At 73.0% G+C, this 11,262-nt stretch carries 8 protein-coding genes and 2 pseudogenes; 4 read left to right on the top strand and 6 right to left on the bottom strand.

Features of this window, described 5'->3' with window-relative positions:
- The 3 genes and pseudogenes from CCN33_RS31100 to CCN33_RS13950 form a co-directional block, all read right to left on the bottom strand.
- A pseudogene (locus CCN33_RS31100) lies at window positions 1-137 on the bottom strand (crotonyl-CoA carboxylase/reductase); the annotation flags it as partial.
- 427 nt (window positions 138-564) lie between these two features.
- Entirely contained in the window at window positions 565-1,374 is an 810-nt protein-coding gene (locus CCN33_RS13955) for a TetR family transcriptional regulator (RefSeq protein ID WP_202448154.1), read from the bottom strand.
- A gap of 148 nt (window positions 1,375-1,522) precedes the next feature.
- Window positions 1,523-3,328: a 3-hydroxyacyl-CoA dehydrogenase family protein gene (locus CCN33_RS13950; protein WP_086693952.1), complete on the bottom strand. Its 1,806-nt coding sequence runs from the start codon at window positions 3,326-3,328 to the stop codon at window positions 1,523-1,525.
- A gap of 347 nt (window positions 3,329-3,675) precedes the next feature.
- On the opposite strand from CCN33_RS13950, the gene CCN33_RS13945 reads away from it, so the two are divergent.
- Window positions 3,676-4,260 carry an adenylosuccinate lyase gene (locus CCN33_RS13945; protein ID WP_086693951.1) on the top strand — a complete coding sequence of 195 codons (585 nt, stop codon included), beginning with the start codon at window positions 3,676-3,678 and terminating at the stop codon, window positions 4,258-4,260.
- Here the strand turns inward: CCN33_RS13945 and CCN33_RS13940 are convergent.
- From CCN33_RS13940 to CCN33_RS13930, 3 genes are all read right to left on the bottom strand, one after another.
- The gene (locus tag CCN33_RS13940) at window positions 4,242-4,751 is read right to left on the bottom strand and encodes a GNAT family N-acetyltransferase (protein ID WP_086693950.1); all 510 of its coding nucleotides are present in this window, start codon (window positions 4,749-4,751) and stop codon (window positions 4,242-4,244) included. The genes CCN33_RS13945 and CCN33_RS13940 overlap by 19 nt on opposite strands.
- 81 nt (window positions 4,752-4,832) lie before the next feature.
- Window positions 4,833-6,395, bottom strand: a complete 1,563-nt coding sequence (locus CCN33_RS13935) for an alpha/beta hydrolase (RefSeq protein WP_086693949.1) — start codon at window positions 6,393-6,395, stop codon at window positions 4,833-4,835.
- A gap of 141 nt (window positions 6,396-6,536) precedes the next feature.
- A complete protein-coding gene (locus CCN33_RS13930; RefSeq protein WP_086693948.1) occupies window positions 6,537-7,583 on the bottom strand; it encodes an Rv2578c family radical SAM protein in 1,047 nt (348 codons plus the stop codon).
- Window positions 7,584-7,716: 133 nt separating this feature from the next.
- On the opposite strand from CCN33_RS13930, the gene CCN33_RS13925 reads away from it, so the two are divergent.
- The 3 genes and pseudogenes from CCN33_RS13925 to CCN33_RS13915 all read left to right on the top strand — a co-directional run.
- A complete protein-coding gene (locus CCN33_RS13925; protein ID WP_086693947.1) occupies window positions 7,717-8,160 on the top strand; it encodes an SRPBCC family protein in 444 nt (147 codons plus the stop codon).
- A 155-nt stretch (window positions 8,161-8,315) separates the two neighbouring features.
- A complete protein-coding gene (locus tag CCN33_RS13920; RefSeq protein ID WP_086693946.1) occupies window positions 8,316-10,721 on the top strand; it encodes a DHA2 family efflux MFS transporter permease subunit in 2,406 nt (801 codons plus the stop codon).
- 144 nt (window positions 10,722-10,865) lie between these two features.
- A pseudogene (locus tag CCN33_RS13915) lies at window positions 10,866-11,174 on the top strand (PAS domain-containing protein); the annotation flags it as partial.
- Window positions 11,175-11,262: the final 88 nt, after the last annotated feature.

Here is an 11,262-nt window from a genome sequence, read left to right as displayed (position 1 = left end):
TCGCGGGTCTCGAGGCCCGCGAACATCTCCGTCTCGTCCTTGTGCACGGTGATCGCGCGGTACGACTCGGGCAGCGGGATGGCGGCGAAGTCGGCGGACGTGGCGTCCGACTGGATCGCGGCGAGGATGTCCTTCACGGTCACGGTATTGCCTCCGGCGGTGAGCGCCCTTGAGGGAGGGGCGCTGGGGTTTCGTCGGTGCGGGAAGTGCGCTCGGGGGTGCGAGGGGTGTGCCGTCGGTTGGCGGCGGGTGCTTCGGCGGCGCTTTGTGGCGCGGGAGGTTGCCTGTGACGCAGGCGTCCGGACGCGCGAGCCGGGTGGCTTGCGGGGACAGCCGACGCGCGGGATTTCGCTACGCGCCGGCCGTCCGGACACTCTCAACGTATGACACCGCGTGTCAGGCGGCAAGGCACTGAGTGCCAGAACTTCCTCTCACATGAAATCTTTACGCAACAAATGAGCGATGATCGATCGAACGGGCTCGGGAGGACGCCGGAAAACGGGCCCGGACATGGCAAAACGGCCACCCCGAGGGGTGGCCGTCGTCACAGCGGGAAAGGCGGGCTCAGCGCTCCTTGAGCGCCTGCTCGATGGTCCGCATGACCTCGTCCAGCGGAGCGTCGGTGCGGGCGACCGTCACCAGCACCTCGCCCTGCGCGGAGACCGTGGCCGGAGCGGCCGTGGCGGCCGTGCTCCGGCCGGCGCCGATACCGGTGCCGAAGGTCCGGCGCACGATGGCGAAGGCGTGGTCGAGCTGCGCCTCCACGTCGCCCTGGCCGTCCGCCCGCAGCCAGCGCCGCAGCACATGGTTGTGGGCGGTGACCACGGCGGACGCGGCGACCTCGGCCAGCAGCGGATCGTCGTTGGCGTCGTCGGCGTGTGCCCGCTCGTCGAAGTGGCCCAGCAGATAGCGGGTGAACAGCCGCTCGTAGCGGGCCACCGAGGCGATCTCCGCCTCGCGCAGCGTCGGCACCTCGCGGGTCAGCCGGTAGCGGGCCACCGAGATCTCCGGCTGGGCCGCGTACATCCGCATGACCTCCTTGATCCCGCGGCACACGGTGTCGAGCGGGTGCTCGTGCGCCGGAGCCGCGTTGAGCACCGCCTCGGCCCGGATCAGGGTGTCGTCGTGGTCGGGGAAGATCGCCTCTTCCTTGGAGCGGAAGTGGCGGAAGAAGGTGCGCCGGGCCACCCCGGCCGCCGCCGCGATCTCGTCCACCGTGGTCGCCTCGTACCCCTTGGACGCGAAGAGCTCCATCGCGGCCGCCGCCAGTTCCCGGCGCATCTTCAGCCGCTGGGCGGCGGCGCGGCCGCCCGCGGCGCTCTCCGGGGCGTCGGAGGCGGCGGATGTACGTGAGGACCTGACGGGCTGGGACATGACCCGAACGTACTGCATGGACGCCGCGCCGTGCGCGGGTGCCGGGAGGCCCCCGTCCCCGGAGCGGGCGGGGGCCCGGCCGGGCGGGGTGAGGCCGCCCGGCTCGAGCAGCCCGCCCCACTCCGGGCCGTCCCGGAGGCCGCCGCCGTCAGCGGCGGGCATACTCGCGGAAGCCCCGGCCGGTCTTGCGGCCCAGGCAGCCCGCCGCCACCAGGTGCTCCAGCAGCGGCGCCGGGGCGAGACCCGGGTCGCGGAACTCGCGGTGCAGCACCTTCTCGATGGCCAGCGAGACATCGAGACCGACCACGTCCAGCAGTTCGAACGGGCCCATCGGGTAGCCGCCGCCCAGCCGCATCGCCGCGTCGATGTCGTCCAGGGTCGCGTAGTGCTCCTCGACCATCTTGATCGCGTTGTTCAGGTACGGGAACAGCAGCGCGTTCACGATGAAGCCGGCGCGGTCGCCGCAGTCCACCGGGTGCTTGCCCAGCTTGGCGCAGACCTCGCGGACGGTGGCGTGGGTGTCGTCGGCGGTGAGGACGGTACGCACCACCTCCACCAGCTTCATCGCCGGGGCCGGGTTGAAGAAGTGCATGCCGATCACGTCCTGCGGGCGCGAGGTGGCGCGGGCGCAGGCGACGACGGGCAGCGAGGAGGTGGTGGTGGCCAGGACCGCGCCCGGCTTGCAGACCTTGTCCAGCGCCTGGAAGAGCTGCCGCTTGACGTCCAGGTCCTCCGCGACCGCCTCCACAGCCAGGTCGACGTCCGCGAACGCCTCGTAGCCGCCCGCCGGGGTGATCCGCTCCAGCATCCCGGCCGCCGACTCGGCGGTCAGGCGGCCCTTGGCGACCGAGCGGTCCAGCGACTTGCCGACGCGGGCCTTGGCGGCCTGTGCCTTCTCCTCGCTGCGGGCGGCCAGGATCACCTCGAAACCGGCCTTGGCGAACACCTCCGCGATGCCCGACGCCATCGTGCCGGACCCGGCCACGCCCACCGAGCGCACCGTGCGGCCCGTCGCCGCGGCGCTGCCGGGCGCCGGGGTGAGGGCGTCCGGGACGGTCTCGGCGCTGCCCGGAGCCGCGTAGGTGTAGAAGCCGCGGCCCGCCTTGCGGCCGGTCAGGCCCGCCTGGCTGAGCTGCTTCAGGATCGGCGCCGGGGCGTGCAGCCGGTCGCGGGACTCGGCGTACATCGCCTCCAGGACCCGTCGGGCGGTGTCCACGCCGATCAGGTCCAGCAGGGCGAGCGGGCCCATCGGCAGACCGCAGCCCAGCCGCATCGCGGCGTCGATGTCCTCGCGGGAGGCGTAGCGCGCCTCGTACATCGCGGCGGCCTGGTTCAGATAGCCGAACAGCAGGCCGTCCGCGACGAATCCGGGGCGGTCACCCACCGCGACCGGCTCCTTGCCCAGCTCGACCGCCAGGTCGGTGACGGCGGTGACCGCCTGCGGTGCGGTCAGCACCGAGGAGACGACCTCCACCAGCTTCATCGCCTGCACCGGGTTGAAGAAGTGCAGGCCGAGGACGCGCTCGGGGCGCTCCGAGCCGGCGGCGAGCCGGGTGACGGAGAGTGCGTTGGTGCCGGTGGCCAGGATGGCCTCCGGCCGCACCACGCGGTCCAGTTCGGCGAGGACCTGCTGCTTGATCTCGTACGACTCCGGGGCCACCTCGATCACGAGGTCGGCGTCGGCGGCCGCGGCGAGGTCGGTGGAGGTGGTGACCCGGTCCAGCAGGGCGGCGCGCTCCGGCTCGGTGAGCCGGCCGCGCTCGACGGCGCGGGCGGTGGAGCGCTCCAGCGCCTGGACGCAGGTGGCGGCCTGGTCCGCGTCGATGTCGATGCCGACCACGGTGCGGCCGGCCCGCGCCAGGACCTCGGTGAGACCGGTGCCCATGGTGCCGAGGCCGACCACGGCGATCGTGCGCAGCGGGGAGGGAGGGGTGTGGGACAGGGGAGTGGCCATCGCGGAACTCCAGGAAGAGTGGTGACGACGAGGAACGCGCGGCACGCGTGAGGACGCGTGCCGAAGCGCGGGGATGCGGGTGTTGCCGGGCTGCGAAGCGCACACGCCCGGTGCCGTCGTGCCGGGCGCGCACACGCCCATGACGGTCCAACTTGCCGACCGGCCCTGTCCCGGAGCCGGGTCGTGCTCTCGACGGTTGCGTCACCAGACCGTCGCCAGCCGAAGCGCGAGTGGGTAACTCGCTCGTCTGAGCTTAACCAGTGAGTAACGAGCGCGCCAGTGGCGGGCGCCAACTCGGCTTTGTGATGTACCTCCCTTCACCGTCATCACGCGCCTACGCTGGGTGCGTGGACGAAGGGTTGCGAGTTCTCACCGAACGCCTACGGCGTGAGTCGCGGGGCGGAGTCGCCTACGAGAGGCTGGTGGGCACCGGGGATCAGGACGAGCTGGCCGGTGTCCTCACCGCGCCCGGACAGCCTTTGTGGGCCCGCGAGTTGGCCGCCTACCGGCTCGGAGTCGCCGGGGACCGGCGGGCTTTCGAGTCCCTGGTGCTGCTCCTCAACCACCGCGATCCGCCCCGGTGCGCCGCCGCCGCCGACGCGCTGGCCGTGCTCGGGGACCCGCGTACCGCGCGGGCGGCGGCCGCGCTCGCCACCAACGAACTCCGTGTCGCCTATGCCCTGCAACCGGTGCGCCTGCTCGTCCGGTTGCGGGCCCCGGAGTCGGTCCCCGCGCTCATCACCACCCTCGAACGCCGTCTTCGCCCCCACGACCCCTACCGCCGGGTCGCCCTCGCCTGCGTGGAGGGCCTCGGCATGCTGGCCGACCCGCGAGCGAAGCGGGTACTGACCGAGGCGCTCGCCCACCCGGCGCTGGCGGAGGCCGCCGTGACCGCGCTGGGGCGCATCCCGCGTCAGCAGCAACGGAGTTGAGATCTGACGTACCGCATCTCGGGGACCGACGTGCCGTCCTCGGCGCCGTCCGGGCGGAAGCCCGCCCGCTCGTAGAAGCGGCGGGCGCGGAAGTTGTCGCGCAGGACCCAGAGCAGCATGCGGGGGTGGGCGGTGCTGCGGGCCAGGGCCTCGGCGAGGAGGGCCCGGCCGACGCCGGTTCCGAGGTGAGCGGGGTCGGCGTAGAGGGCGTACAACTCGGCGTCCTGGGTGCGGGTCCGGCCGTCCCGGTACGGTCCCGTCGAGGCCCAGCCGACGACCCGGCCCGCGCGTTCGGCGACCAGATGGGCCGTGGGGTCGTCCGGGCGGGTGAAGTGGGCCCGGCGGCGCTCGGCGTCCGCCTCGACGCCCAGCCCGTCGAGGTCCGCCTGCGGCATCAGTCCCCGGTAGGCGTGCCGCCAGCCGGACACGCGGATCTCCGCCACGCGGTCGCAGTCGGCGAGGGCCATCGGGCGGATGGTGAGAGTGTCCATGGCCGGGAGCGTAGAGAGCGGCACCGGCCGCGCGCCCCCAAATTTCCCGGTGCCCGCCGAAGTGGCGGGCACCGGTGGGGGTCAGTGGCGGAAGCCCAGGAGGCCGTGGAGGGTTGAGCCCTTCGAAGCGGCGGGAGCGGTCTTGGCGTCCAGGGGCTCCGGGGCGGGGGACTTGTCGCAGACCGCGTCCACCGCACCGCGGCCGCGCGGGACCGTGCCGTCGGTGAGGTAGGCGGTGAGGTGGTCGTCGAGGCAGGTGTTGCCGGTCAGGGTGATGCCGTGGTTGCCGCCGCCCTGCTCGACGACGAGGCTGGAGCGGGCCAGGAGGCGGTGGGTCGTGAGGCCGCCCGAGTACGGGGTGGCCGCGTCGTCCGTCGCCTGGAAGAGCAGGGCGGCGGGGAGCTTGCCGTTGGCGATGTTGACCGGCTCGCGCGGGGGCGTGGGCCAGAACGCGCACGGCGCGTTGTACCAGGCGTTGTTCCAGGTCATGAAGGGCGACTTGCGGTGGGCCGCCCAGGTGTCCCGCGACCAGCGGCGCCAGTCGCGCGGCCAGGGCGCGTCCCGGCACTGGACGGCGGTGTAGACGCTGTAGTTGTTGTCCCCGCCCGCGTCGACGGCCGCGAAGTTCTCGTACGCCTGCTCCAGCGGTCCGGTGTCCTTGTCCCGGACCCAGGACGCCAGCGCCTCGGCGAGGTAGGGCCAGTAGCCGTCGTAGTACCCGCCCGGCATGTAGGTGTCCTCCAGCTCGGCGGCGCCCACCTTGCCGTCCGCCGGGTCCTTCGCCAGCGCGGCCCGCATCGCGTACCAGTCGGCCTCGATCCGCGCGGGGTCGGTGCCCAGGCGGTACGTCTCGTCGTGCGCGGCGATCCACGCCATCAGGGCCTTGTGGCGGGCGTCGAAGGCGTGGTCCTGGGTGAGGTTGTCCTCGTACCAGACGCCGGTCGGGTTCACGATCGAGTCCAGCACCAGGCGGTGCACCCGCGCCGGGAAGAGCTTGGCGTAGACCGCGCCCAGGTAGGTGCCGTAGGAGTAGCCGAGGTAGCTGAGGCGGTCGGCGCCGAGGGCCGCGCGGACCGAGTCCAGGTCACGGGCGGCCGAGACCGTGTCGACGTACGGCAGCACGTCCGCGTGGGCCCTGCCGCAGGCGGCGGCGAAGGACCGCACCCGGTCCAGGTTCCGCCGCTCCAGCTCCGGCGTGGCCGGGACGGTGTCCGGGCGTACCGGCGTGAAGTGGTCCGGCGCGCAGTTCAGCGCCGGGGCGCTCTTGCCGACGCCGCGCGGGTCGAAGCCGATGACGTCGTACTGCGCGGCCACCTTCGCGGGCAGCGCGGAGGCGATGTACCCGGCGAGGGTGAGCCCGCTGCCACCGGGGCCGCCGGGGTTGACCAGGAGCGGTCCCTGGGAGGTCTTCGCGGTGTGCGGGACGCGGGACAGGGCGAGCGAGATCTGCCGCCCGGCGGGCCGGGCGTGGTCCAGCGGGACCTTCAGGGAGGCGCACTGGAGGGTCGGGTAGTCACCGGTGCCGCAGTCCTTCCAGGTCAGGCCCGGCGCGGCGGGGGCGGGGGCGGCCTGGACGGGCAGGGCGGTGGCCGATGCCGCCAGCAGGACGGCCGTCGCGCCCAGTACGGCTGCGCGTGTTCTCATGCGTGGCAACTCCACGGGACGGAGGATGGCGCGGACCGCGGGGGATGCGGTCCTCGCCGCATCGTCCCTGCGATCCCCGTCCCTTCGGCCCGTCCGCCCCGTACTTGACCCGAACGGGTCGCCGGATGCCCTCGAACGCCCTCACATCAGGGTGAGCTGCGTCGGCTCCGGCTCCGCCGGCCGCTCCTCGGGCCGGGCCGGGCGGATGCGCCGGGTGGCGCTTGCGCGGGTCGGCCCGATGCCGTACTCCCGTGCCAGGTCGTGCACCTGGCGGGTGACCCGGCGCTGGTACCAGGTGGGGGCGTAGGAGCCGCCCGCGTACAGCCGCTGGTAGCGGGTCACCAGGTGCGGATGGTGCTCGGCGAGCCAGCTCATGAACCACTCCCGCGCGCCGGGCCGCAGATGCAGCACCAGCGGCGTCACCGAGGTGGCCCCGGACTCCGCGATGGCGCGCACGGTGTCGCGCAGCTGGGCGGGCTGGTCGCTGAGGAAGGGGATCACCGGGGCCATCAGCACCGCGCAGCCGATGCCGTGCTCGCCGAGGGTACGCACCACGTCCAGCCGTCGCTCGGGCGCCGGGGTGCCCGGCTCCACCGTGCGCCAGAGGGCCGGGTCGGTGAAGCCCACGGAGACCGAGATGCCGACGTCGGTGACCTCGGCCGCGCGCACCAGCCGGTCCAGGTCGCGCAGGATCAGGGTGCCCTTGGTGAGGATGGAGAACGGGTTGGCCCGCTCGGTGAGGGCGTCGATGATCCCCGGCATCAGCCTGTACCGGCCCTCCGCACGCTGGTAGCAGTCCACGTTGGTGCCCATCGCCACGTGCTCCCCGCCCCACCGCGGCGAGGCCAGCTGGCGGCGCAGCACCTCGGGTGCGTTGACCTTGACCACGATCTGCGAGTCGAAGCCGAGCCCGGTGTCCAGGTCGAGATAGCTGTGCGTCTTGCGGGCGAAGCAGTACACGCACGCGTGCGAGCAGCCTCGATAGGGGTTCACCGTCCACTCGAACGGCATCCGGGACGCGCCCGGCACCCGGTTCAGGACCGACCGCGCCCGCACCTCGTGGAAGGTGATGCCCTTGAACTCGGGCGTGTCGAACGTACGGGTCACCACGGCGTCCGCGCCGAACAGCGCGCCGTCGGGGGTCCGGCCGTGACCACCGGACTCGTCGGTCAGGTTCTCCCAGCGCATGACGCCTCCTCGGTAGCTCGTTCCCCACAATAGAACATCTGTTCCCATGATCGGGCGGACTCGGATTTGGAGCCGGGGTGCCGGGGTGGTTGGCTGATCCGAAACGCTGGAAAACAGGTCGTGGAGGAGAGCGATGGCGCAGGTCGAGGCCACTACGGAACGAGTCGTCGCGGCGAACGCCGACAGGGTGTTCGACGCGCTGACCGACTACCGGACCACCCGCCCGAAGCTGCTCCCCGAGCACTTCAGCGAGTACGAGGTCCGCGAGGGCGGCGACGGCGCGGGCACCCTCGTGCACTGGAAGCTGCAGGCCACCAGCAAGCGCGTGCGCGACTGCCTGATGGAGGTCAGCGAGCCCACCCCCGGTGAGCTGGTCGAGAAGGACCGCAACTCCACCATGGTCACCACCTGGCGTGTCACCCCCGCCGACGAGGGCCGCTCCCGGGTCGTGGTCACCACCACCTGGCAGGGCGCCGGCGGTATCGGCGGCTTCTTCGAGCGCACCTTCGCCCCCAAGGGCCTGGGCCGCATCTACGACTCGGTGCTCGACAGGCTCGCCGCCCAGGTCGAGGGCTGATCCCTCCAAACACCGGCCGGTGCGGGGGGCGTTGCTTCCCTCACCGGTTCGAGTGATCTCCGCCGAGACCGGATTCATGCCGTAACTCGCCGTATGTGTTCGCAGTTGTCGCGTAACGCGGGATGTGCGACAGGTGTGAGCGAGGGGAGCGGTACGTGGGCGGAACGACGCTGGTGTGCGAGGAGCCGGTCACCGAGGCGGTGCCGGCTCCGGTCGAACACCTGGACCCACCACCCGCCCCGGCACCCGAACTCGGCGCGCGCCAGGTGCGGTTGGTCTTCGTCGGGCTGATGCTCGCGCTGCTGCTGGCCGCGCTGGACCAGATGATCGTGGCCACCGCGCTGCCGAAGATCGTCGGCGAGCTGCACGGCCTGGACAAGATGTCCTGGGCGATCACCGCCTACCTGCTGACCTCCACCATCGGCCTGCCGCTCTACGGCAAGCTCGGGGATCTCTTCGGCCGCAAGGGCGTCTTCCAGTTCGCCATCCTGGTCTTCGTGATCGGCTCCGCCCTCGCCGGGCGTGCGCAGAGCATGGACCAGATGATCGCCTTCCGCGCGGTGCAGGGCATCGGCGCGGGCGGCCTGATGATCGGCGTGCAGGCGATCATCGCGGACATCGTGCCGCCCCGGCAGCGCGGCCGCTACATGGGCCTGATCGGCGCCGCCTTCGGCCTCGCCTCCGTCGCCGGACCGCTGCTCGGCGGCTACTTCACCGACCACCTCTCCTGGCGCTGGTGCTTCTACATCAACGTCCCCTTCGGCCTGGTCACCCTCGCCGTGGTCGCCGCCGTGCTGAAGCTGCCCCGGCCGGACAAGCGCGCCCGGCTCGACGTGCCCGGCGCCCTGTTGCTCGCCCTCGCCTCGACCTGCCTGGTGCTGCTCACCAGTTGGGGCGGGACCGAGTACGCCTGGGACTCCAGGGAGATCGTCGGCCTCGGCGCGGGCGCCCTCGCCGCCGTGCTCCTGTTCGTCGTGGCGGAGCGTTTCGCCGCCGAACCCCTCATCCCGCTCCGGCTGTTCCGGGACTCGGTCTTCACCGTCGCCGGCCTGGTCGGACTGGTCATCGGCGTCGCCCTGTTCGGCGCGGCCAGCTATCTGCCGACCTTCCTCCAGATGGTCGACGGCGCCAGCGCCACCGAGTCGGGGCTGCTGATGCTGCCCATGATGGCGGGCATCGTCGGCGCCTCCATCGTGGGCGGCCAGCTCATCAGCCGCACCGGCCGCTACAAGGTCTACCCGGTGGCCGGTGCCGCGCTCGCCGCGCTCGGCATGTGGCTGCTGTCCCGGCTGGAGGCCGACACCCCCCGGCTGTCCTACAGCGTCTGGATGGCCGTCCTCGGCACCGGCATCGGCCTGGTCATGCCCGTCCTGGTGCTCGCCGTGCAGAACTCCGTCCGCCCCGCCGACCTCGGCACCGCCACCAGCGCCAACAACTACTTCCGGCAGATCGGCGGCAGCGTCGGCGCCGCCATCTTCGGCACCCTCTTCGCCGACCGGCTCACCGACGCCCTGCGCGAGGACCTCCCGGCGGACGCCTCGGCCGCGCTGCCCGACCCCGAGGCGATCACCCCGCAGCTCGTGCACGCGCTGCCCCCGGCGCTGCGGGACGCCTACATCCACGCCTACGCCGACGCCATGCCCCGGATCTTCCTGTACCTGGTGCCGGTGCTCGTCCTCGGCCTGATCATCGCCTTCTTCCTCAAGGAGAAACCCCTGGTGTCCCAGCACGCCCCCACCGCAACCGACCCGGACACCGTGCCGGGCATCCCCGTACCGCCCCAGGCCCGCGTGCCGCACACCGCCGGGATCGCGGTCTGCGGGACCGTCCAGCATCCGGACGGCACCGTGGTGCCCCGCGCCGCGCTCACCCTCATCGACGTGGGCGGGGTGCAGATCGGCCGGGGCGCCAGCGGTGACGACGGCCGCTACGCGCTGGCCACCCCCGGCGCCGGCTCCTACGTGCTCATCGCGGCGGCGGGCGGCCACCAGCCGCAGGCCGTCTCCGTCACCGTCGGCGAACGCCCCGTCGAGCTGGACGTGGTCCTCGGCGGCGCCGGACGCCTCGCGGGCGCCGTGCTGACCGCCGACGGCAGCCCCGTGCGCGACGCCACCGTCACGCTCACCAACGTGCACGGCGAGGTGGTCGCCGCCACCCGCAGCGGCCGTGAGGGCGGGTACGTCATCGGCGAGCTGGTGGCGGGGGAGTACACCCTCGCCGCCAGCGCCCCCGCCTTCCGCCCGGCCGCCCTCCCGGTGACCGTGCAGGCGTCCCGCGAGACCCGGCAGGACGTCGAACTCGCGGGCGGGGCCGTGCTGAAGGGGACCGTCCGGGCCGGGGGAGGGCGCGCCGTGGAGGACGCGCGGGTGACCCTGCTCGACGCCGCCGGGAACGTGGTCGACACCCTCACCACGGGCCCCGACGGCACCTTCCGTTTCGTCGACCTCTCCTCCGGCGAGTACACCGTCATCGCCGCCGGCTACCCGCCGGTCGCCACGGTCCTCCAGGTCGCCGGCGGCGGCCGCACCGAGCGTGACCTGCAACTGGGGCACGAGGACTGAGGGTTACGGGCCCTCTCGAACCAACGGGGATCTCCGGGACGGAATTCGCGGTTTGCCACACATGGCGACGTGACTCCCCCGTACCGTGGTGGCGGGCGGCACTGATCGTTCGCGTACAGCCGTGGGGGAGAGAGGGCCTGGGCCATGGACCGTGGCAGCGAGCGGGACGCGTCTCCCGGCCGCGGTGCGGAGAACACCGCGGCGGGCCGGATTCCGCTGGCCGTGGTGATCGTCGACCGTGCGGGCCTGGTGTCCCACTGGAGCAGCGGGGCCGGGCGGATGTTCGGCCCCGGCCGGGAGACGGCCGTCGGACAGCCCGTCGCGGACCTGCTGCCCGTCTCCGGGGCCCTGCCGGACGACCTCCGGGACGACACACCGGACGACGGGGACCGCCCCGACCTGGAGACCTCCCTCGGCGCCCACACCGGCTACCCCACCGCGGGCCGCGCCCGGGCGGGGTGAGCCGCGCGCGGCCCCCGGCGGTGTAGCCGGTGTGGGCGCCGCGGGAGGTCCCCAGGTCGGGGCGGTCCCCGTCGTCCGG

It is taken from the genome of Streptomyces recifensis, assembly GCF_002154615.1.
GTDB classification, from domain to species: domain Bacteria; phylum Actinomycetota; class Actinomycetes; order Streptomycetales; family Streptomycetaceae; genus Streptomyces; species Streptomyces griseoluteus.
Note: the sequence above shows the minus strand (reverse complement) of the source record. Positions and strands in the feature narration are given on the sequence as shown.

Excerpts from the sequence above, each read along its gene's own strand:
- CCN33_RS13955 (WP_202448154.1), bottom strand. The coding sequence starts at position 1,374 with ATGTCCCAGCCCGTCAGGTCCTCACGTACATCCGCCGCCTCCGACGCC.
- CCN33_RS13950 (WP_086693952.1), bottom strand. The coding sequence starts at position 3,328 with ATGGCCACTCCCCTGTCCCACACCCCTCCCTCCCCGCTGCGCACGATC.
- CCN33_RS13940 (WP_086693950.1), bottom strand. The coding sequence starts at position 4,751 with ATGGACACTCTCACCATCCGCCCGATGGCCCTCGCCGACTGCGACCGC.
- CCN33_RS13935 (WP_086693949.1), bottom strand. The coding sequence starts at position 6,395 with ATGAGAACACGCGCAGCCGTACTGGGCGCGACGGCCGTCCTGCTGGCG.
- CCN33_RS13930 (WP_086693948.1), bottom strand. The coding sequence starts at position 7,583 with ATGCGCTGGGAGAACCTGACCGACGAGTCCGGTGGTCACGGCCGGACC.
- CCN33_RS13925 (WP_086693947.1), top strand. The coding sequence starts at position 7,717 with ATGGCGCAGGTCGAGGCCACTACGGAACGAGTCGTCGCGGCGAACGCC.